The following is a 21,511-nucleotide window of genomic DNA, read 5'->3' as shown; positions in this document are numbered from 1 at the left end:
TCGGCAGCAGCGGGCCGGGCAACAGCGCCTTGCCCGCCGCCTCCAGGACGCACGCGGCGTCGATCAGGCGCCCGCCCTGCCCACCGAGGCTTTCGGGCAGATGCACCGCGTGAAATCCGTTGCCGACGAAGGCCTCCCACCACTGGGGCGGGCGCCCCGCGGCTAGGTCGTCAAAGTTGTCGCGAGTGGCGGAGACGGGCGCGTGCCGGCCGGCGAACTGGCCGACGGCGTCGCTGAGTTCCTGTTGCTCCGGGCTCAATCCCAGGGTCACGATGGCGGCCGGGAGCTGGCTGACGTTGGCCGCACGGACTGTTACCCTTCGATTCGGATGGCCTTACAAGACGAACCGTCTCGTCTTGTGGCAGACTACCGGGGGTAGTCACGCGATGTAAAGCGGGCAAAGGCGGCAGTGAGGATCACCATATGCCAAGCGATCTCACCCAGGTGAGCACGCCGAGGCGCCGCAGCGAGAAGTCGCGCACGGCGATCGTCACCGCCACCCGCGAATTGCTTTTGGAGCGCGGCTTCGACGGCCTGACCATCGAGGCGGTCGCCGCCCGCGCTGCAGTGGGCAAGCAGACCATCTACCGGTGGTGGCCCAGCCGCCCCGCCCTGGTCGCCGACGTCATGCTCGAGGACGCCGACCAGCTGCTCGCATCGGTCAACCACACCGACGATTTGGCCGCCGACCTGGTGGGGTGGGTGCGCAGGCTCGCCACCACCCTCACGACGGCTCGCGGCTCGGCGATGCTGCGGATCTTGACCGCCGCGGGCATGGAACACGAGGACACCGCGGTCAAACTGCGTGCCGGATTCAGCGAGCCCCTACACGAGAGCGTCCGGGCTCGCATCCTCGCCGCCGGCGTCGACGAAAGCACCGCGGAGTCGGCCGCGGACGCGATCGTCGGTGGCGTGGTCTACCCGATCCTCTCTGACCCGCAAGGATATTCACGACGCCGAGCCGAGCGCACGACCCGCATCATCGTCGGCGCCCTGACCGGTGGTGGCTGACCAGGACCGCAGCGGGCGCAACAACGCGTTCTTCTTGTAGTAGTGGTCGGCCATTCGCCGCATGATGTTGTCGAGCACCGTGACCGCATCGTCGAGGAATGGGCCCTTGTTGAGCATCACGCATTCGGCACGTTCGCTCATCGCGGCATCGCTGATCTCCGCGCGTGAGGGCAGACCGGTCTTGGCGAGTTGCTCGAGGACTTGCGTCGCCCAGATCACCGGCAGGTGTGCGGCTTCGCACAGCCACAGGATTTCCTCCTGCAACTCGGCCATCCGCTCGTAGCCGCACTCGACCGCGAGGTCGCCGCGGGCGATCATCACCCCGACCCGCGGCCGGCGCATCGCGGTGAGCAACAGCTGCGGCAGGTGCTCGAAAGCACGCCGGGTCTCGATCTTGAGCACGATGCCCAATCGGTCGGCTCCGAGTCGGTCAAGCTCAGCCAACAGCCGGTCGACGTCGGCCGGGTTACGGACGAACGACAAGTCCACCAGGTCGGCCAGTTCGATCACGGCGGCGAGATCGCTGACATCACGGTCGGTGATCGCCGAGATCGGCAAGTCGGTGTCGGGCATGTTGATGCCCTTGCCCGCCTTCAGTCGGGCCTCCCCTTGCTCCGGGCGGTCGATGCGCACGGTGAGCACGTCGCGAGCGACGGACACGACGCGGCCGCCGATCTTGCCGTCGTCGAAGTAAACGGCGTCCCCCGCCCGGGCATGGTCGAAAGCCTCGGGCAGCGTGCAACCGATGCGTGCGACGGGTTGACCACCGCCAACGGGCGCCGGTGAACAGTCGCGGGTCAGTTGCAGAAGGCTTCCGGCGCGCACCACCAAGCTCTGCTCCGCTTCGGCGAGCGGAGCCACCCGCGCCGATTCGTCTTCGGTGGTCAGCACCGTCCCCGTCACCAGGTAGGTGGTCTGCTGCGTCGTCACGACGAAGCCACGTCCCGTGGGCTCGGTGCCGTCGTTGAGCACGAGGCGCCGTTGGGACCCTCGCGCGTCCCGGAGCACCAGCATGTCGCCCGGACGGCGGCCGGCGAGCCACCGCACCGGCACCGTGAACACGGTCATGCCCGGTTCCGGCGGGTTGGCGGGTTCTTCGATCGAGGTCATCCACGCCCGCGCCGGTGCGACGACCCGGCCGAGCTGATCTCGTCGTGGTCGAAGCTTGACCACCCGGGGTCCCGGCTCGAGCGGCCCGGTGCGCAGCTTCGGCCCGGCCAGATCCATCGCGACCAGACACGTGGTGCCGGCCTCCGCGGCCGCGTCCCGGACGTGGCCGACCATGGCTCGCCATGCATCTGCATCGTCGTGGGCGCAGTTGATCCGCGCGATGTTCATGCCGCGCCGCACCAATTCGCGTACCAGGTCAGGGTCGGTTGCGGCCTGCGTCGGCAGCGTGACCATGATGCGCGTCATCCGATGCGCCGGCCGGGGCCCCAGCAGCTCGACGCTGTGTTGGCGCAGGATCTTCGGCCCCAGCTCGATGGGGACCGCGGACGGCGCTGGCGGCTGCCAACCCCCGTCCGCCATGGCCACGATGGCCGCGCGGACCGCGGCGAGCGTGGCCTGGACGTGGGCTTCGCTGCGACCCAGCGACGACAGGCCGAACTCCGCGAGGCCGGACTGAAGTTCGCGCAGGTCGAATTGGCGGATCGCCCAGTAGTGCAACAGGTTTCGTGCGCTCGCGCGGTGCTCCGGCGCAATGGCCGGCAGCCACCGCGCCCAGGAGATCTCCGCCTCCCGCAGGCTTGCCAGCAGGCCGTCGATCTGCGCCAGCAGGGCCGCCAGCCGCCGACGGACCTCGGGTTCGCCGGCGTCGGGCGGGGCCGGGTGCGCAGCATCGACCATGCGCTCAGCAGACAAGACAACTCCCAGCTCGGCGGCCCACGGCCACATAGTGTTAACGTTCGCGTAACGCGTAGGGCGCGAATCATCAAGGTACACAGCGAATTTACTCGCCGGCTGCGGGTCAACACAGGGGAATAGGTCCCTTGATGGGGCCGCGGTGGGGGTAAGCGGCCGTGAGGTGTTGGCTATCCGACCGTGATCGCCGCCAGGCCACGTCCCACCCGGTCGGGCAGGGATCCGCCATGGCTGAGCCAATCGTCGAGGGCGATGCGCACGGCCGCCATCGCCAGCGCGCCGATCAGGCGGGGCCTGGGGTCCTGCGGGGCCAATCGCGGCAGTCGCGGCGCGATCAGATCGGCGATCGCCAGCTCGTACCGAACGTAGATGTGCAGCGTCCAGGCGTCCAATGTGTCGGAAGACCTTGTCAGGACGGCCAATTCGCGAATCTGGTCCTCGATGTCGGCGAACCCGCCCGCGAGCTCGGAGAAGGCGCCGACGACCGCATCGGTGGCGCTCAGGCGCGCAGGCTGGGCCGCCAGGGCGTCGGTGATCCGGTTGAGCCAATGGACGGTCATGCCCTCGGCGACGGCGTCTTCCTTGGAGTTGAAATAGCGAAAGAAGGTCGCGCGCCCGATGTCGGCCTCGTCGGCGATCCGGTCCACCGTGGTGCCGGCCAAGCCGCGATCGGCTACCAGCTGAGCCGCGGCGCCGGCGATCCGCTGGCGCATCGCCGTTCGCTTGCGTTCGGCCAACGATGCCGTGGCAGCCATTCCCCCACCTTTTCCGCAAATCACGTCCAAGTCGTTAGACATAGTCTTAGCATGAGACGATGTCTCAAGACACCGATTCGTCCGATCAGCCCGGTTCGAAGGCGCGGGCCGCGTGGCAGTTCGTCCAGCAGATGGTCGCCGACGTCACCAAGATCCTCACCGAGGACGCCGAGTCCGAGCGGGAGCTGCTGGAAGGGCTGCGGGTGATCGCCCGCGTCTCGTCGCTGTGTGCACAGATGTCGGTCGAGTCCGATGCCGACCGGCCCACCTTCTTCGATATGTGTTCGGCGAACCGGATGGTCGGCGGCCCCAATCCGGACGGCAACTACTACCTGGCGATGATCCGTGGCGACCGGAGCTACCGGATCACCGGCTCCCGGGGCACCAGCGCCTACCTCGGGTTGCAGATCCTGGCCGGGACGGGGCTCACGCCGCGGCGCATGGCCGGGTATGTCAGCGACGTCGACTTGGCCTTGGCCTCAGGCGAATTCGCGGTCGTGCTGTCCGCGGATCAACCCTCCGAACTCGCCGGCGCCCAGTGGGTGCGCATCCCCGACGACGCCTCATCCGTGGTGGTCCGCGAGTACATCGGCGACCGTGCGCAAGAGGAACTCGCCACCCTGCGCATCGAGGCGCTCGACCCCGCCCCGCTGGTCCCGCTGACCGACGCCGAGCTCGCAGATCAGTTCACCGCGATGGCCTGGTCACTGATGAAGTTGACGACGCTGCACCGCACCATCAAGCCGGAACTGCTCGACATGCCCAACACCTTGCTGACCGCCGAGGCCGCCAACCTGGGCGCCGCGGACACCACCCCGGACAACCTGTACATGATCGGGACCTTCCGGCTGGAGCCCGACGAGGCCCTGGTCCTCGACATCGCCCCACCCGACACCCGGTACTGGAACGTCACCCTGGAAAGCATCTGGCACGAGTGCCTCGAGCCGCGGGCCCGGCAGAGCTCGGTCACCAACCGTGGCGTGGCCCCCGAAGGCGACGGCCGGGTACGGATCGCCATCTCCGCGAACGACTTCGGGTTGGGCCACTGGCTCGACACCGGTGGCCGGCATCGGGGGTTCGTCGTCCTGCGCTGGCTGGACAACCCCAGCCCGCCCGACGTGAAGGTGTCGGTGCGCCGATGCGAGGAGGCCGTATGACACTGCAGGATCGATTCGCCCCCGAGCGGCTGATTGCCGCCGCCTGCGAGGAGGTCGGCAGCGACGACTTCGGCGCCGAGGGCTGGCGGCCCGGGCTGCACCGCCTCACCGACGGGCTGATCAACGACGCGCGACTGTCGGACATCGGGGTGGAGATCGCGCACCTCGACATCATGCGGGCCCTGAAGAACCGCCTCGGTGTGATCGCCTGGCGCAAAGAGCATCCCGAGATCGCCGCCAAACCGGTCACGGCGCCGATCTTCATCGTCGGCCAGCCACGCACCGGGACCACGATCCTCTATGACCTGCTCGCCCAGGATCCCGCGCTGCGCGCCCCGCTGACATGGGAGGTCGACGAACCCTGCCCCGTTCCACAACCGGAGACCTATCACGACGATCCGCGGATCGCGCAGGCGCAGGCCAGCATCGAAATGTCCGAGCAGATCATGCCGGGGTTCCTGGCCTTTCATCCGATGGGCGCGCTCGTCGGGCAGGAGTGTGTGCGCATCACGGCCGGCGAGTTCGTCAGCATGATCTTTTCGGTGCAGTACCGCCTGCCGGGTTACTACCGTTGGCTGCTCTACGAGGCGGACCACGCGGGCGCATACCGATATCACCGAATCTTCCTGCAGCACTTGCAATCCGGCGTAGCCGGTCAGTGGTTGCTGAAGTCGCCCGCGCACCTGTGGCAGCTGGACACGCTGCTGGCCGAATACCCCGACGCGCTGATCGTGCAGACGCACCGCGATCCGCTCAACGTCATCTCGTCGATCGCGGCCCTCACCCACCACCTGCGCCGGATGTGCAGCGACGAATCGAGCATCGCCGAGTGTGCGGCGCAGTCCTACGAGGAGATCGTCGTCGGCCTGGAGCGCGAGATGGCCCTGCGGGACAGCGGCGCCGTGCCGGCCGACCGCGTGATCGACGTGCAATACACCGACTTCATCACCGACCCATGGACCACGATCAAGGACATCTACCAACGGCTCGACCGCGAGCTGCGCCCCGACGCCGAGCAGCAGATGCGCGAGTTTCTCGCCGCCCACCCCGGCGATGGGGGCCGCGGCCGCTACACCTGGTCGGACACCGGCCTGCAGGCGGGCGAGGTGCGCGAGCGGGTGCGCGCCTATCAGGACCGCTACGCGGTGCCGACCGAAAACCTGCGGTGAGCCGGGTCGCAGCGAACACCGTTGCGACGCTTGAGGTCTCCAACCGGGTAGGATCGCCGCAAAGCGACGGGAGCGGCCATGGACGAGGACTGCCTGAAGCTCACCACCTACTTGGCCGAGCGCCGGCGGACCGACGCGGGCTTTGTCTCCGACGTGCTGCTCGACCTGTACGGCCGGCACCGCATCGCCTGTGGCGTGGTGCTGCGCGGCGCCGGTGGTTTCGGTACCGGTCGCTACCTGAGGACCGACGAGTCGCTGACCTTGTCCGAGGATCCGCCCGTCGCGATCGTGGCGGTCGACACCAGGGCGAAGATCGAGGCCCTGCTCGACCCGGTGCTCGCCATCAAGCAGCGCGGCCTGGTCACCCTCGAGCGGGCGCGGCTGCTGCGCGGCGGCGGGTCCTTCCCGGGGCCGCTGGAACTCCCCGAGGAATTGCGCGAAGCCGTCAAGCTGACCGTGTACGTCGGCCGCAAGGAACGCGTCAACGGCACCCCGGCCTACGTCGCCGTCTGCGACCTCCTGCATCGGCGCCGGATCGCCGGCGCCTCGGTGCTGTTGGGGGTCGACGGCGTCAGCCACGGGCAGCGGCATCGCGCCCGCTTCTTCGGTCGCAACGCCAACGTGCCGATGATGATCGTGGCCGTCGGATCCGGTGAGCGCATCGCGGGCGTGCTGCCGGAGCTCGCCGGGCTGCTTCGTGAGCCGATGTTCACGCTGGAGCGGGTCCGGGTGTGCAAACGCGACGGCGAACTGCTGGAGCGGCCGCACGCGCTGCCCGGGGTCGACGAACGCGGTTTGTCGCTCTTCCAGAAACTGACCGTCTACACATCCGAGTCGGCCTTGGTCGACGGGGTGCCCATTCACCGCGCGATCGTGCAGCAGCTGTGTCAGCGCGACGCGCCCGACGGCGCGACGGTGCTGCGTGGCATCTGGGGATATCACGGAGACCATCGGCCGCACGGCGACAAGTTTCTCTCGCTGCGTCGGCGCGTCCCCGTGGTGACCATCCTCGTCGACACCCCGGCCCACATCGCCGAATCCTTCGACGTGGTCGACGAATTGACCCGCGACGACGGGCTGGTGACGAGCGAGATGGTGCCCGCCGTGGTGTCAGACGAACACGACGCCGGCGACGGGCCGCCGCGCATGGCCCGCCACCGCTACTAGCGATCGCGAGCGCCGCGGACCGAGCGGACGCGGGTCGCACCGCGATTAGGTCAGCCGGCGACCGAGGCCTCGTAGATGGACTGGATCGCCTTGTCCAGCGTGGCGTTGAACTGCTCGTCGGACTGGTCGACCGCGAGCCCCTCGGTGAGGGCGCGGCTGAAGCTGGCGATCAACCCGGTGTTCTTCGCCAGCAGCTCGTTGGCTTCCTCGCGGGAGTAGCCACCGGAAAGGGCGACCACCCGCATCACCTTCGGGTGCTCGATCAGGGGGCGGTAGAAGTTGACCTCGGTGGGCAGACTCAGCTTGAGCATCACGCGCTGACCCTCGGGCACGTTCTCAAGTTGCTTGGTGATCTCGTCGCGCAGGATGCCTTCGGCCTCCGCCTTGTCCGAGATCGAGATGGTGACCTCCGGTTCGATGATGGGCACCAGACCGTGCGAGAGCACCTGGTGGGCCAGTTCGAATTGTTGGGCCACCACGGCGGCGATGCCCCCCGCGTTGGCGCCCCCGATCACCGACCGTTCCTTGGTGCCGAAGACGCCCTTGCCCACGGCGCGCTCGAGCAACTCGTCCAGCCCCGGGATCGGCTTCATCAGCTGCACGTCATCCGACGCCTCGGCCAGGCCCTTGTCGATCTTCAGGATGGGCACCACGCCCTTGGTCTCCCACAGGTAGGTGGTCGACGGCTTGCCCTCGATCTCGCGGTCCATGGTCTGCTCGAACAGGATCGCGGCCAGCACGCGGTCGCCGTTGAATACGGGCGACGTGATGATCCGCGACCGCATCTGGTGGATGAGGTCGAACATCTCCTCCTCGGAGGAGTACGCGTCGTCCTGGATGCCGTAGAGGCGCAGCGCCTTGGGCGTCGAGCCGCCGCTCTGGTCGAGCGCCGCGATGAATCCCTTCCCCGACGCCATCCGGTCCGCTTGCTTCTCGTTTGGCATGGAAGTTCCCCACTCCTTCGTGGTCCCGTACGGTCACGGCCGCCGCGGTGCTCGCGCCCTGCAAATAATCGTGCCGATCATATTCGGCCGATCAAAGTCCCAGAAGGCAGGCCGTCACAGGTCGGCTTGGTCTGGCTGCGCGGCGGCGGGTCTGACGCGCCACAGCGCCATGCGATCGAGGAGTCGGTCGCGCAGAACGAGCGTGTGGAAGAGGACCGCGCACATGTGGGCGGTAAACGCTGCGAACAGCAGGAACGCGAACGCGCCATGGCATTCGCGGAGAACCGCGAAGACATCGATGCTGTGCGGCGCGATGCCGGGCAGCCGCAACGGCCCCACCAGGGTGACGGGGAACCGTGCCGCCGACAGCATCGCCCACCCGGTCAGTGGCTGCACCAGCAGCAGGGCGTAGAGCAGGCGCTCCGACCACGTCGCGATGCGCCGTTCCGCGCCGCTCATCGTGGCCAGGAAGGGTGGGGGCCGGTGCCTGAGCCGATTCGCCAGCCGGACCACCGCGAAGATCAGGATCAGCACTCCCAGGGGCCGATGGATGGCCAGCAGCAGCGGGTAGTAGCTCAGCGCCGCGACCATGGTGACGCCGATCAGCAGTTGCGCGATGACCATCGGCGCCATCAGCCAGTGCAACAGGCGGGACGGCAGCGCGAACCGGGCCGCGGCGGTGCCGGCCGTCACCGCAGCACCCGGGAGACGTCGACTTCGCTGGGCGTCTTGGGCTCCTCGGCGCGACGGGTGAACGAGCGGGCGTAGACGGCCGACCTTGCGGCCAGCAGTGGGTCGTCGGAGGCGGCGATGCCATCCGGCAGGACCAGGGGGTCGAAGTTGATGTCGCGGGCGTTGCCCGGCGCTTCGGTCTGCACGCCCGTGACGGTGATGGTGCCGGCCTCGATGCTGCGACGGGCCGACGGCCAGGGCTTCGAGGCGTCGTGCGTGGGATCGCCCGGCTCGCCGATCGTGAGCACGAGCCGCCAACTCAGCGGGCGCTGCGCGAGCGCGCGGATGAGGTCGTCGAACAGGTAGTCCTTGCCGGCCGCCGCCGGGACGGCCGCCGTTTCCTGGGGAACGGCGGACCAGCGCACGGGGACGGTCGCGCCGGCGCCGTTGGTGAATCGAAACGCGTTCAACCCGTGATACGTGCTGTCGGCGAACCCAGCACTCGGCGGCGCACCCTTGATGACCTTCATGGCAGCGACCGTCTCCGGATGGCGGTCGAGGAAGGCGGCCATCTTCGCGGGGTCGGGCTTGCCCGTCTCGGGCACAGGCTTGGACGCGAGCAGCCGGTCGTAGAACCCCTGCGGAGTGCTGTCCGGGAAGACGGGGATGTTGATCATCGCGGTGCGCCATTGCTCGCCGTCGGGACCCTGGAAAAGCAGGCCCAACCCCCGGACCGTGGTCGGCATGTCAGGCTGATCCGGCAGACCGCCCGACAGGGAAAACCGGCCGATCACCGGCACGCTCCCCGGCCGGAAAATCCCGGCCCGGCAGACCGCCGCCCCCGCCCCCGTGCTGGCAAACGTTCCGAACGCGCTGAGCCCCTTCGCGTGGTTGCGCCGAAAACCCTCGTGACGCCCGTAGACATGCTCGAAGCGGTCGGTGAACCGGGGCGGCGTCAGCGCGCCGGGCCGCAGCCAGCCGCCCGCGTAGGCGAACCCACCGACGTCGACCGCGGCGATGCCGGCCACCGCTCCCATGCCCAGCAATGCGCTCCGCCGGGTCAGGGCTTCGGCGAGGGACCGGGTGCGCTCGACATCGCCGGGCGGGTCGTTCTGCGGGCCTTCGTGATCACCGGGCTCCACGGCCACCGCCCTTCCGCGTTTCTGCAGGCCACACGGCCCAGGCTGGACACGAATCCGGTGCAGGCAATTCACGCATGGGCCGAACGCGCGCGCAACTTTTGCGATGACCGTCGCACACACTCACAGGACGGCGCGGGGGTGTCATTCGTTCACTCGTTTTGGGGGTGGTTCGCGAAGTGACATACCATCTACTGAGAACTTGCGGCTGCATCTGTGGCTAGCAGCGCAGATCGATGGAGTGTGTCTCCTCCGACGGGCAAGCGCTTTCCGTGGGGTTGAACCAGCAGCCCCCGGGCTGGCAGTGGCTGTTTTGAGAGCTAACGGGTCCCGCGCGGGACCGAATGTGAGTGAATAGACCATGGGCGAACTAACCGGTGATCCAATAGACCCGACCGCTTTTTCAGTGGGAAAACAACAGGTAGAACAGGCGGTCGTCCTCACCGTCTCGGGCGAGGTGGACATGCTCAGCTCACCGCATCTGGCCGAGGCGATCCAGACCGCGATGGCGACCAAACCCGCCGCGCTGATCGTTGACCTGTCGAAAGTGGACTTCCTGGCGTCCGCCGGGATGACAGTGTTGGTCACGGCGCAGGCCGAGACCGAGCCGCCCACGCAATTCGCGGTCGTCGCCAACGGCTCGGCGACCAGCAGGCCGATCAAATTGATGGGAATCGACAGCGTGCTCTCGCTCTACAGCTCGCTCGACGACGCGCTGAGCGGCATCGCTGGTGGGTGAACCTCGAGATGGGGGCACAACTGGAGACGATGGGGCGCTCTGATCAGTCGCATGACGTGTCACAGACCGACGACCGGTCCCGCTTCGCGCGGAATCGCGTGGCTGCCGACCCGCGCAGCGCGGCTCGGACCCGAGCCGAGTTCGGCCTCTGGCTCGAGACGCATTTCACCCTCAGTTCCGACCGGTTCAGCGACGTCCTGCTGGCGGTGAACGAAGCCATCGCCAACGCCGCGGAATTCGCCTATTGCAACGCCTCGCAGCCCGGGACGCTCGACGTGAGCGCGGCCTATGACCGCCGGTCCGACACCCTGGCGGTGTCCGTCGGCGATCGCGGGCGATGGCGCCACAAAATTCCGGCTCCCCAGCAGCAGCTCCGGGGACGCGGCATCCCATTGATGGAGGTCCTCGCGGACCAAGTGACCATCGACCGCACACCCCACGGCACCCGCGTCACGATGACGTGGACCGACCTCACGGGACGGCCCGACGCTTCGTAACTACGTCGCTTGCGCCAGGACTTGCTGAATGCGGTCCTCGCGCGGCAGGACCGGACCGTCGTCGAGGGATTCGTCGATACCGAGCTCGGCGAGGCCGGCTCTGGTCAGCAACGAGGTGCCGTACGCGGCGAGAACCAGCTTCTGATCCTCGCTGTGCCCCTCCTCGACGAGCATCGCCCCAATGAGGCAGATGACGGCCATCTTGTAGGCGTTGAAGGCGCGGTACCACTCGCGGTTCTGCAGCCTGATACCGCTGGTCCGCTCGTAGTGGGCGAGCAGGGCGTCGATCGGGAGCGCGGCGGGATGGCTGTTGATGCCGACGGGCTGCGCCCACAGCATCTCCAGCCAGCCGATGTCGGTCAGCGGATCGCCGACCGTGCTCATCTCCCAGTCGAATACAGCGCTCACCTCGCCGCCGGTGAAGCCGAAGTTGCCCGGTTTGGCATCCCCGTGCACCAGCGTGACCGTCGGGCAGGGCGCCGGCCGGCTCTCCCGCAGCCCCCGGTGAAGCCGTTCGAGGGCGGGCAGGCAACCACGCTTGACCCGGTCCATCTCCGCGGCCCAGTGGTCGAGTTCTCGCTCGAGGTGCGTCCCGCCGTCGTCGAGCGAATCGAGCCCGGTCCGGGCGAGGTCGACGGCATGGATGGCGGCGAGTTGCTCGACCAGGCTCCGGCACATCCGCACCACGGTCTCGTCCGCGACGCCGGCGGGCGCCTGCATCTCGTACACGTCGCCGGCGACGCGTTCCATCACAAAGAAGGGCCGGCCCAACACCTCGCCGGTCTCTTCCAGCCACAGCGCCCGCGGCACGCGGACCCCGGTGTCCTGGAGTGCGGACAGGATGCGGAACTGGCGCGGGAGGTCGTAAGGCTCCAGCAGCGCGGGCGGCCTGGGCCGCAGCCGCAGCACCAGGTCTTGGCGTGCCCGCCGATCGCCGTGGCCGGTGACCACGGTCAGCATCAGCATCTCGGCCGAATGGCCGAAGCTCACCCGGTCCAGGCCCTCGACGCGGACATCGTCGGAGTCGGGCAGTCGGGTGCGAAGCCAGCCCTTCAGCCGCGCCCCGAAGTCGGCGGCCACGGTCACTGGCGAGCCCCTTGGGCCGGCAGGCGCTCGACCGGCGTCCTGTCCTGGGTGAACGCCGACATGTCCATCGCCGTCCAATTCGGATACCGCCGGTAACCGGCACCGCCGAGCAGTAATTCGAATACGCCCCAACCGGTGTGGCCGTCCCGCTCGAAGCGCATCAGCTGGTCAAGGGCCATCGACTTACCCTCCGTCTCGACAAGCTGTTCGGAATTGCCACTGTCCCAATGGAAATGGATGAAGTAAGCCCCGGCGCCGAGGTCCTCGTACTGGCAGTGCGCCATCGGCAGCCCGTAGTAGGCGTTGACGTCTTGATGCGGCGCGTCGGCGATGACTCGATGGGTCTCGCCGTCCTCGTCGGTGAAGACCAGCACCGCGCGGGCGGGCCGCTTGCGTGCGCCGTCGAACTCGACGTCGTGTTCGATCTTGACGAACCGCTTTGACAGGGTTCCATCCGCATAGGTGATGCCACCGTCGACGTATTGCACTGTCCCGTCGGCTGTTTCGATGACCCACGCCTCGATCGCGTGGTCGTCGAAGCCCGCGTCGAGCCACAGCCAGAAGTCGATCCTGTCGGACACCCGCACGCCGAAGGTGCGGTCGCGACCGCCGTGAAACCCGTCGACGCTGATCCGCTCGCCGTCGATCCGCACCCAGCCGCTCCACCGGCCCGGTTCCTTCATGTGATACATATCGGCGAGCACCCGACCGTCGTCGCCCATCACCTTCATGGGCAGCAACTCCCACATCGGCGCGCTGGGTTTGTAGTAAAGCTCCCACTCGATCCCCGAACCATTGGGTTCCACGTCAAGCCGCCACTTCTTCAGGGGCTCAACGCAAGTCCAGCGCATCGGGCCGGCACTGAGCTCAGTTCGATCGCCGCCCGCGATGGGCTTACCCGCCAACAGATCCCAGTGCCGGCCGTCGGCGAGACTCACCTTGACATAGCCCAGCCCACTGCCGGTGTTCGGATTGTTGCCGTAACCGCTGGCCAACAACATGGTGCCGTCGGGCGACGCCGCGAAGAAGTAACAGCGATCCGACCACGTCGGGTCGCTGTCGTGTACCGCGTCGAACGTCGTCGGAAGCTGGTGCGTGAACGACTCGTCGGCGGCGGAGTACACCATGGCTGTCCTCTCGAGCGATTTGGTTGATTCGCAACGGAATTCGTTGTGCTACGCGGCGCATCCCGTAACATCTGCGCCATGGAGCCGAGCCGCCGGTGGGGCGACGACCGCGCGATCCTCGATGACGAGGAGGCCCGCAGGCGCATCCTGGACGCCGCCGGCCGCTGCATCGTGCAACGCGGCAACACCCAGTTCCGGATGGGTGAGGTGGCCGACGAGGCCGGAGTGTCGCGGTCCACGGTGTACCGGTACTTCCCGGGACGTGACGATGTCCTGCTGGGCCTGATCCTGAAGCGGGTCGACCACGCGCTCGGCGCGTTGGTGCGCTCGCTGGCCGCCCCCGACGATCCCGTGCGGTCGGTGCCGGAGATGGTGCTGGCCCGCGTCGAGTCGGTAGACGGCGATCCCCTGAACGAGGCGCTGTTCGCCGCCGAGAGCACTGCGGTGGCGACGGCCCTCGAGAAGGGGTCGGAGCCCATCGTGGAGACCCTGTTGCGGCATTACCAACCGCTGCTGGATCGGTGGAAGTCCGCCGGCCGCCTGCACGCCGACCTCGATCCGCGGTCGGTGGTGCAGTGGCTGCACGCCACCACGCTGTTTCTGCTGGCGCCCTCGTGGCGGTACCGCACGACCGCCGACAAACGCCGGTTCGTCGAGCAGTTCGTGGTGCGAGCCCTGGTACCACAGATCAGACAATAACTAAGTATTGTCTGATGTCGAGACGTTCAAGTATTTTTGTCTGACCCCGTGCCGCGATGTCCCACGGCTCGCGGCGCGGGTGACACATCCCCCACTGAGGAACGACCGCGATGAACAACCCCGTGACGCAGGCGCTATCGGTTGCCGGCCTGGCCGCGCACCTCGGCCGTGGCATGGGCCGGGTGGCCACCGACGCGGTGGTGGGTGGTCGGGTCGGGCTCCCCCGCCGGGCGCAGGACATCGACGCGGCGGTGCTGTCGAGGATCATGGGCACCGCCGTCAGATCGGTCCGGCTTCTGGGCAGCGACGCGGGCACGTCGGCGCGGGCACGGCTGGTGTTGACGGGGAAGAACGTCCCCGACTCGGTGTTCGTCAAGCTCGCGGCGACGACCGCGGCGACCCGGTTGATGGGCGAGCTGGGCCGACTCGGGCACACGGAGGTGAGGTTCTACCGTCAGCTCGCCCCGCAGGTCGTCGGCGCCCCGTATTCCTACGGGTCCGCGTTCGATTCGTGGACCGGACGCTACCTGGTGGTGCTGGAAGACCTCCCGGTCGAGTCGTGCGAGTTCCCCGACACCTTGCATCCCCTTTCGCCCGACCAGGCCAGCCTGATCGTCGAGCTGCTCGCCGACCTGCACGCCACCTTCTGGGAGCGACTGCCCCGGGACGGGCGCGGTCCATTGGGCTGGCTCTACACGCCGTCCGGCGACGTCACTTCCCTGCTGACCGGCTCGCTGATGCACGCCTCGATCAAGCGCCTCGCCGACCGCACCGAGATCCCCGTCGAGAACGGCCGTTTCATCGCCGACAATTACCGCGCGGTCGCCGCTCTCATCGACACTCCCCCGCACACCGTCATGCACGGCGACGCCCACCCCGGCAACATGTACTTCCACGGCGGCAAGGCCGGGCTGCTGGACTGGCAGGCGGTGCGGCGCGGGCACCCGTCGCGCGAGCTCGCCTACACGCTGATCACCAGCCTCGACCCCGAGGACCGCCGAGCGACCCAGCGCGAGCTGCTCGACGACTACCGCCGTGCCCTCGCGGCGGCCGGTGGCCCGACCCTGGACCGCGATGACCTGTGGCTGCGGTTCCGCCAGGCAGCGCTGTACGCCTACGTGGCCCCCCTGATCACCGCGGGAATGGGCGGCATGCAGGTCGAAGACGTCGCCATGGAAGGGCTGCGGCGCGGTGTCGTGGCCCTCGACGATCTGGAGACGGTCTCGGCGCTGAAGAGTTCGCTCTGACAGAAAGATCGCCCGAACCTATTGCGATGCCCGCCGCAAGAGTTACGCTACTAGCCGTAGCGTAATGCTGCCAGTCTCGTTCGCGCCTGTTGCCCGTTCCGGCAAGGAGAGTCACATGTTCGACCTGAAGATCGTTGGTGGCACCGTCGTCGACGGCACCGGCGCGGAGCGCTATCACGCCGACATCGGCATCAAGGACGGCAAAATCGTCGACGTCGTCCGCCGCGGCGCCGACGACCCGGCGCTGGGCGGGGAAGCCGCCGAAACCATCGACGCCACGGGGCATGTGGTGGCCCCCGGCTTCGTCGACATCCACACCCACTACGACGGCCAGGTGAGCTGGGATGGCCTGCTCGAGCCGTCCAGCGGTCACGGCGTCACCACCATCGTGACCGGCAACTGCGGCGTGGGCTTCGCCCCGGTGCGGCCCGGCACCGAGCAGTGGCTGATCGAGTTGATGGAGGGCGTCGAGGACATCCCCGGCACCGCGCTGACCGAGGGCATCACCTGGGGCTGGGAGACCTATCCCGAATACCTCGACGCGATCGGCAAGCAGAAGTTCTCCATTGACGTGGGCAGCCAAGTCGCGCACGGCGCCATCCGCGCCTACGCGATGGGCGAGCGCGGGGCCCGCAACGAACCAGCGACGCCCGACGACATCGAGGCGATGGGCCGGCTGGTCCGGGAGGCGATCGAGGCCGGCGCTCTGGGGTTTTCGACGTCGCGCACGATGGGGCACCGCGCCATGGACGGTGAACCGGTGCCCGGTACGTTCGCCGCCGAGGATGAGCTGTTCGGGCTCGGGCGGGCCATGGCCGCCGGTGGTCAGGCCGTCTTCGAGCTGGCGCCGCAAGGCTCCGCGGGCGAGGACATCGTCGCGCCCAAGAAAGAACTGGACTGGATGCGCCGGTTGAGCGCTGAGATCGACAGGCCGGTGTCCTTCGCGCTGATCCAGGTCGACGCCGATCCCAACCTGTGGCGCGAGATGCTCGACCTGTCCGCCGACGCGCACGCCGAGGGCGCCCGCCTCTACCCGCAGGTCGCGGCCCGACCGTTCGGGATGATGATCGGGTTCCAGGGTCATCACGGCTTCAGCCACCGGCCCACCTACCGCCGGCTGGCGGCCGAATGCAGCCGCGAAGAACTCGCGCAGCGCCTGGCCGACCCGGCGGTGAAGGCCGCCATCCTGGCCGATGAGGACCTGCCCGCCGACCCGACGCTGTTGTTCGACGGGATGTTCGCCCTGGTGCAGCATTCGCTCAAGCGGCTGTACGCGCTGGGCGATCCGCCCGATTACGAGCCCACCCCCGAACGCACCGTCGCCGCCATCGCTGCGGCCCGCGGCGAGGACCCGTTGTCCACGCTCTACGACCTCATGCTCGAGCGGAACGCGACCGCCATGCTGATGCTGCCACTGTTCAACTACGCCGACGGCAATTGCGACGCGATCCGGGAAATGCTGCTGCACCCGGCCGGTGTGCTCGGGCTTTCCGATGGCGGCGCCCACTGCGGGATGATCTGCGACGCTTCGTATCCCACGTTCCTGCTGACCCATTGGGCCCGCGACCGGCGCCGGGGCGACAAGCTGTCGCTGGAGTACGTGATCCGTAAGCAATCGCGCGACACGGCCCACCTGTTCGGCCTCACCGACCGCGGCACCATCGAGAAGGGCAAGAAGGCCGACATCAACGTCATCGACATGGACGCCCTGACGCTGCACCCCGCGGCGATGGCCTTCGACCTGCCGGCCGGCGGCAACCGGATCCTGCAGGGAGCCAGCGGTTACGCCGCCACGATCGTCAGCGGGACCGTGACGCGGCGCCACGACGTCGACACCGGGGCGCGCCCCGGCCGTTTGGTGCGGGGAGCGCGTTAGGGCCCGCGCATGAACGCGCCCGCCGGCAACCAGACCCGCACCTGCCCCCCTTCTGGAGAGGACGCGATCGGCACCCCGCCGGAGAGCCCCACCCTGGTGCCGGCGCAGCGGTACTACTCGCCGGAGTTCGCCGCGCTCGAGGTCGCGCGAATGTGGCCGAAGGTCTGGCAGCTCGCGTGCATGGTGGACCACGTCGCCGAGCCCGGCGACTACTTCGAGTACCGGTGCGGACCGTACGGGGTGCTGATCGTTCGCGACGGCGACGGCGTGCTGCGCGCCTTTCAGAACGCGTGCCGCCACCGCGGCAACTCGGTGTGTGTGGGCTCGGGCTCCGGGCTGCGGGAGCTCAAGTGCGGCTATCACGGGTGGACCTGGGACCTGGCCGGCACGCTCAAGCGGGTGCCCAACCGCAAGGGCTTCGGGTCACTCAAGATGTCGGACTTCCCTCTGGTGCCGGTCCGGGTGGACAGCTGGGCCGGACTGGTCTTCGTCAACCTCGACCTCGGTGCGATGCCGCTCCTCGAGTATCTGGAGGCGGTGCCCGACGACATCGCCTGGTGCCGGCTGAGCGACTTCCGTTGCTACGCGACACTGACCGTCGAGGTCGACGCCAACTGGAAGACGATCGCCGACGGCTACAGCGAGACCTACCACATTCAGACGCTGCACCCCGAGTTGCTGCGCTGCGTCGACGACATTCATGCGCCCCAACAGATCTGGGGTCACACCGGCAAATCCGACCAACCCTACGGCGTGCAGAGCCCCCGCTTCGAGGGCCGGCTCAGCGACGAAGAGGTCTGGGACGCTTATGTGTACACGCAGGGCGCGCTGATGGGCGCCGCCGAGCTCACGCCCTTTCCCGCCGGCGAACGCCGGCCCGGGCAGACGGTCCAGGACCTAATCGCCGAGCACACCCGGGCGTTTGCCGCCAGCCGCGGGGTAGACCTCGATTGGGCCGACACGGACCGGATCACCCGGCTGCACCAGTACAACGTCTTCCCCAACATGACGCTGCTGACCAACGCAGACCACCTCACCGTAATGTGCTCGCGGCCCGGCCCCGATCCGGATCATGGTGAGCTGGTGATGTTCTTGATGACCCGAATGCCGCCCGGCTCACCGCGCGCCAAGCCGACCGACGTCCGGGTGACCGCCGGCGAGGCCGAGCCCGGCGTGGTGCTGACGCAGGACATCCAGGTGCTCGCGGGCCTCCAGCGCGGCCTGCACCAACCGGGCTTCACTCACTTGGTGCTGTCCAGCGAGGAGCGGCGGGTCATCAATATGCATCGCAACCTGGAGCGCTATCTGGACCTATCCCAATCCGAGCGGATGAGTGGCGGCACGGCGAATCAATCGCCCACAACATAATCCGTGTAGACACGCCGTAATCGGTCCGATGCGATTTAGAATCCATCTCGTGATGACCCCGTCAAACCCGTGGGGGGACGACAGAGGGCAACTCGCGCATCAGCTGCAGATGCGATATGAACCACTCGCGCGAAGACGCGCGCGCCGAATGTGTCAGAACTTCGAACGCGTCGGTGTCCGAACGGCACCCGACCGTGTCCGGGAAATGCTGGCGGGGGCGCCCCTGGCGGCCCATGAAGTGATGGACGTCAATTTCGCGCTCATCGCTCTGCAGCTCGACCGTGAAACACGGGCCGCGCGGTACAAGCGGCTGAAGCGCCAAGGTGCCCGCTCACTGATTTTCGCCGGGCTGGTCCTGGTGGTGCTGAACCTTCTCATGTGCATGGCGTACGCCATGCTGAACCTGGCGGAGCAGGGCGCGCCTCTGTAGCGCTCAGCGCGGAACGACGATGCCGTTGTCGTAGGCGTACACGATCGCCGCCGCCCGATCCCGCAGATCGAGTTTTCCGAAAATTCGGCCGATATGGCTCTTGACCGTGACGCCGGAAATGCAGAGCTCGTCGGCGATCTCGCCGTTGGACAGACCCTTGCCCATCAACGTGAGCACGTCGAGCTCGCGAGTCGTCAATCCGCCGATCGCCGTGCCGCGCGGACCGGGAGCGGCTTTGCGGTACGTGGTGAGCACGCGCGCGGTGACCGCGGGATCCAGGTAGCTGTCGCCTCTGGCAACCGCGCGCACGGCGCGAATCAGTTCCTCGGCGGACGAGTCCTTGAGCACGAACCCGGCCGCCCCGGCGCGCAACGCCTCGGACAGCAACTCGTCCTCGTTGAAGGTGGTCAGGGCCAGGACCGGCGGCGTCCCCCCGAGCCGGCGCGTCGCCTCGATGCCGTCGACCCGGCGCATGCGCAGATCCATCACGATCACATCGGGTCGATGTGCTTCAACCGCGGCCGGCACCTCGTCACCGTCGGCGCATTCCGCGACGATGACGAAGCCGTCCTTGCGGCGCAAGATCCGGCGCAACCCCGACCGCACCAGGTCCTGGTCGTCGACGAGAAGGACGCTGATTTCGGGGATTTCCGCGATGTTCGGGATCACGCCTTGCACCACCACGGGCGCCATCCGGTGTCACCCTCGTGCAGCGGGATGTCGGCGCGCACCGACCATCCATCCTCGGTCGGCCCGGCGTCGATCGCCCCGCCCAGCAGCTCGACGCGCTGGCGCATGCCACGCAGGCCGCGGCCCTCGGCGGATTGCGGGGCCGCGATCGCCACCGGTAACCGGTTGTCGACTGTGATCCTCGCCGACGCGGACGAGACCGCCAGCGTCACCGCCGATTTCGAGTCGGGCGCGTGTTTGGCGATGTTCGCCAGCGATTCTTGCGCGATGCGGTACAGCGCCAGACCGACCGCCGCCGAGACGCGTTCGGTGGCTCCGTCGATGCTCAGCGTCACGTTTAGGCCGGCCCGCTGGAAGTCCGCGACCAGGACCCCCACATCGTCCATCCCGGGTTCGGGCGTCGTTTGGGCCGCCTTGGTCGGCGAGTTGTCCAGCAGTCCGACGGTGCGGCGGATGTCGGCCATCGCCTGCCGGCCCAGGCGCTCGGCCTGTTCGAGCGCCTCGACCGCGTCGTCGACGTCGCGGTCTTGCTGCAGTCCTCGGCGCGCACCGGTCACGTGCAGCAGGGTGATGCTCAGCGAGTGGGCGATCACGTCGTGCACCTCGCGGGCGATGCGACGCCGCTCATCGGCGGCGGCGTGCTCGGCCAACAGCTTCTGCGCCTCGATCTGTTCGGCCAGCAGCAGCCGTTGAGTCCGCATGATGTAGCCGAGCAGCCACCCCGCACCGACGAAACCCAGGTACAGCACCACCGCGTCCAAGCGGTGCAGCGCGGACGCGGCGAGCAGCATGGCCGCCGCCGAGGCGGCGGCCAACAGGCCACCCATGACGGAGGTCAGCGTCGTCACCGACAGCACCATCATCACCAGCAGCGCCGGAGCGAAATCGGCGTGGATGGGCGTCGAGGTTCCGAACAGAAGCATGGCCGTGGCCGTCGACCAGGTCGCCCACATCAGCAGCGGACTCAGCTTCATGTTGCGGAAGAAGAACAACAACGTGGGTGAGATCGACAACGCGAACGCGGCCACCGCGACGGGGAGGTCAGCGGTGGGCCGCTGCAGAATCGCGATCACCCCGCCCGCCACCTCGGTGGCGTCGACGGCTACGAACGACGCCCAGGTGATGCCGACCGGAATCAGCTCACTTCGTCGGCGAAACTGTTCGCGCAGGTATCCCGTTGCAGCACGCAACATCGTCCAATCGTAAAAGAGTGCGCCACCTGCGGACATCATGCCGTGGTCGGCAATCGCCTCCGCCCGTGGTAGGAGGCAAAGACTGCACTTCGGCACGACGCGCAAGGGGTCACCGTTTTCCTAGCGTTTCAGTCATGACATGGACACTGCTGCACGACCGAATGGCCTTCATGGCCGAAGTGATCAAAGCCGCCGAGGCCGACGCCGAGCGGGCGCTCGCGGTGGTCGCCGACTCACCCGAGATATCCCGGTTGTTCGGTGACGAGGAGGGCCTGCTGCTTTCGCTGGGACAGCGCTGGATGACCATGCTGGTGGCCAAGCTGGACCAGGCCGCGCACGAGGGCGTGGCTGCCGAACAGGTGCGGGCCGATCTCGAAACCGCCGAACCCGGGCTGCACGCACTGGTGCGGATCGGCTCCCGGCGGTCGCTGCGAGTGCGCTCGCTGACGCGCGGCGAGCATGTGGCGGTGGGTCTCTTCGGCGGACCGAGCGGCGATCGGCAGACCGTTGCATGACATTCCGGGACTGATCTCGCGATTCACCGCTCGGTACGCGGTCCTGATCGTCGGGCTGTGGGTCCTGGCGGCCGGTGCCGCCAACCTGGCCGTTCCCCAACTCGAGCGGGTGGTCGACTCACATGCCCGATCCTTCATGCCCACCAACGCGCCGAGTGCCGTCGCGG

At 68.0% G+C, this 21,511-nt stretch carries 22 protein-coding genes; 12 read left to right on the top strand and 10 right to left on the bottom strand.

Translation table 11 applies throughout. From position 1 onward, the window contains the following. Nucleotides 1–271: acyl-CoA dehydrogenase family protein (locus A5691_RS02840; protein WP_197504969.1), on the bottom strand; the 271-nt coding region annotated here is incomplete at its 3' end. Between the two features lie 152 nt (nucleotides 272–423). On the opposite strand from A5691_RS02840, the gene A5691_RS02835 reads away from it, so the two are divergent. After that, entirely contained in the window at nucleotides 424–1,011 is a 588-nt protein-coding gene (locus tag A5691_RS02835; RefSeq protein ID WP_067753112.1) for a TetR/AcrR family transcriptional regulator, read from the top strand. Here the strand turns inward: A5691_RS02835 and A5691_RS02830 are convergent. Continuing rightward, nucleotides 949–2,859, bottom strand: coding sequence for a pyruvate kinase (locus A5691_RS02830; RefSeq protein ID WP_067780206.1), 1,911 nt, complete (start codon nucleotides 2,857–2,859; stop codon nucleotides 949–951). The two genes, A5691_RS02835 and A5691_RS02830, sit on opposite strands and share 63 nt — an antisense overlap. A 185-nt stretch (nucleotides 2,860–3,044) precedes the next feature. Further along, nucleotides 3,045–3,629 (bottom strand): TetR family transcriptional regulator, encoded by a 585-nt coding sequence (locus A5691_RS02825; protein WP_067753118.1) that lies wholly within the window; start codon nucleotides 3,627–3,629, stop codon nucleotides 3,045–3,047. Nucleotides 3,630–3,688: 59 nt separating this feature from the next. On the opposite strand from A5691_RS02825, the gene A5691_RS02820 reads away from it, so the two are divergent. The 3 genes from A5691_RS02820 (at nucleotide 3,689) to A5691_RS02810 (ending at nucleotide 7,122) form a co-directional block, all read left to right on the top strand. After that, entirely contained in the window at nucleotides 3,689–4,786 is a 1,098-nt protein-coding gene (locus A5691_RS02820; RefSeq protein WP_068015292.1) for a DUF1214 domain-containing protein, read from the top strand. After that, nucleotides 4,783–5,955, top strand: coding sequence for a sulfotransferase (locus A5691_RS02815; RefSeq protein ID WP_068015289.1), 1,173 nt, complete (start codon nucleotides 4,783–4,785; stop codon nucleotides 5,953–5,955). Before A5691_RS02820 ends, A5691_RS02815 begins: the two co-directional genes overlap by 4 nt. A gap of 78 nt (nucleotides 5,956–6,033) precedes the next feature. Beyond that, on the top strand, nucleotides 6,034–7,122 hold the full coding sequence (locus A5691_RS02810; protein ID WP_068015284.1) for a DUF190 domain-containing protein: 1,089 nt from the start codon (nucleotides 6,034–6,036) through the stop codon (nucleotides 7,120–7,122). 50 nt (nucleotides 7,123–7,172) lie between these two features. On the opposite strand, the gene A5691_RS02805 is transcribed toward A5691_RS02810, so the two are convergent. The 3 genes from A5691_RS02805 to A5691_RS02795 all read right to left on the bottom strand — a co-directional run bounded on the left by A5691_RS02805 (nucleotide 7,173) and on the right by A5691_RS02795 (nucleotide 9,880). Continuing rightward, a complete protein-coding gene (locus A5691_RS02805; protein ID WP_067887932.1) occupies nucleotides 7,173–8,066 on the bottom strand; it encodes a fructose bisphosphate aldolase in 894 nt (297 codons plus the stop codon). 114 nt (nucleotides 8,067–8,180) lie between these two features. Beyond that, nucleotides 8,181–8,759, bottom strand: a complete 579-nt coding sequence (locus A5691_RS02800; RefSeq protein ID WP_067887927.1) for a cytochrome b — start codon at nucleotides 8,757–8,759, stop codon at nucleotides 8,181–8,183. After that, on the bottom strand, nucleotides 8,756–9,880 hold the full coding sequence (locus tag A5691_RS02795) for a catalase family peroxidase (RefSeq protein WP_304528520.1): 1,125 nt from the start codon (nucleotides 9,878–9,880) through the stop codon (nucleotides 8,756–8,758). The genes A5691_RS02800 and A5691_RS02795 overlap by 4 nt, the downstream gene beginning before the upstream one ends. A gap of 358 nt (nucleotides 9,881–10,238) precedes the next feature. On the opposite strand from A5691_RS02795, the gene A5691_RS02790 reads away from it, so the two are divergent. Then, entirely contained in the window at nucleotides 10,239–10,616 is a 378-nt protein-coding gene (locus tag A5691_RS02790; protein WP_067753137.1) for an STAS domain-containing protein, read from the top strand. A 56-nt stretch (nucleotides 10,617–10,672) separates the two neighbouring features. Then, nucleotides 10,673–11,113 carry an ATP-binding protein gene (locus tag A5691_RS02785; RefSeq protein ID WP_067780240.1) on the top strand — a complete coding sequence of 147 codons (441 nt, stop codon included), beginning with the start codon at nucleotides 10,673–10,675 and terminating at the stop codon, nucleotides 11,111–11,113. Here the strand turns inward: A5691_RS02785 and A5691_RS02780 are convergent, their stop codons facing one another. Together A5691_RS02780 and A5691_RS02775 are read right to left on the bottom strand one after the other, a co-directional pair. Beyond that, a complete protein-coding gene (locus A5691_RS02780; RefSeq protein WP_068015281.1) occupies nucleotides 11,114–12,199 on the bottom strand; it encodes a phosphotransferase family protein in 1,086 nt (361 codons plus the stop codon). It abuts the gene before it with no gap. Then, a complete protein-coding gene (locus A5691_RS02775) occupies nucleotides 12,196–13,326 on the bottom strand; it encodes a hypothetical protein (RefSeq protein WP_067887924.1) in 1,131 nt (376 codons plus the stop codon). The genes A5691_RS02780 and A5691_RS02775 overlap by 4 nt, the downstream gene beginning before the upstream one ends. Before the next feature lie 78 nt (nucleotides 13,327–13,404). Here A5691_RS02775 and A5691_RS02770 point away from each other — a divergent pair, with 78 nt between their 5' ends. The 5 genes from A5691_RS02770 to A5691_RS02750 all read left to right on the top strand — a co-directional run bounded on the left by A5691_RS02770 (nucleotide 13,405) and on the right by A5691_RS02750 (nucleotide 18,946). After that, nucleotides 13,405–14,025 (top strand): TetR/AcrR family transcriptional regulator, encoded by a 621-nt coding sequence (locus A5691_RS02770; protein WP_067753146.1) that lies wholly within the window; start codon nucleotides 13,405–13,407, stop codon nucleotides 14,023–14,025. A 110-nt stretch (nucleotides 14,026–14,135) separates the two neighbouring features. After that, complete coding sequence (locus A5691_RS02765; protein ID WP_067753149.1) at nucleotides 14,136–15,272, top strand: phosphotransferase; 1,137 nt, start codon at nucleotides 14,136–14,138, stop codon at nucleotides 15,270–15,272. A gap of 115 nt (nucleotides 15,273–15,387) precedes the next feature. Next, the gene (locus A5691_RS02760; RefSeq protein WP_067753152.1) at nucleotides 15,388–17,148 is read left to right on the top strand and encodes an amidohydrolase family protein; all 1,761 of its coding nucleotides are present in this window, start codon (nucleotides 15,388–15,390) and stop codon (nucleotides 17,146–17,148) included. A gap of 9 nt (nucleotides 17,149–17,157) precedes the next feature. After that, nucleotides 17,158–18,516, top strand: coding sequence for an SRPBCC family protein (locus tag A5691_RS02755; protein ID WP_067887919.1), 1,359 nt, complete (start codon nucleotides 17,158–17,160; stop codon nucleotides 18,514–18,516). Between the two features lie 52 nt (nucleotides 18,517–18,568). Continuing rightward, nucleotides 18,569–18,946: a hypothetical protein gene (locus A5691_RS02750; protein ID WP_231972813.1), complete on the top strand. Its 378-nt coding sequence runs from the start codon at nucleotides 18,569–18,571 to the stop codon at nucleotides 18,944–18,946. 3 nt (nucleotides 18,947–18,949) lie between these two features. Here A5691_RS02750 and A5691_RS02745 read toward each other — a convergent pair whose 3' ends face one another. Next, on the bottom strand, nucleotides 18,950–19,639 hold the full coding sequence (locus A5691_RS02745; RefSeq protein ID WP_067753161.1) for a response regulator transcription factor: 690 nt from the start codon (nucleotides 19,637–19,639) through the stop codon (nucleotides 18,950–18,952). Continuing rightward, a complete protein-coding gene (locus A5691_RS02740) occupies nucleotides 19,612–20,829 on the bottom strand; it encodes a sensor histidine kinase (protein ID WP_068015296.1) in 1,218 nt (405 codons plus the stop codon). Before A5691_RS02740 ends, A5691_RS02745 begins: the two co-directional genes overlap by 28 nt. Nucleotides 20,830–20,963: 134 nt before the next feature. On the opposite strand from A5691_RS02740, the gene A5691_RS02735 reads away from it, so the two are divergent. Further along, nucleotides 20,964–21,344, top strand: a complete 381-nt coding sequence (locus tag A5691_RS02735; protein WP_067753167.1) for a hypothetical protein — start codon at nucleotides 20,964–20,966, stop codon at nucleotides 21,342–21,344. Nucleotides 21,345–21,511: the final 167 nt, after the last annotated feature.

The organism is Mycobacterium sp. E183 (genome assembly GCF_001667735.1).
Taxonomy (GTDB): Bacteria; Actinomycetota; Actinomycetes; order Mycobacteriales; family Mycobacteriaceae; genus Mycobacterium.
Note: the sequence above shows the minus strand (reverse complement) of the source record. Positions and strands in the feature narration are given on the sequence as shown.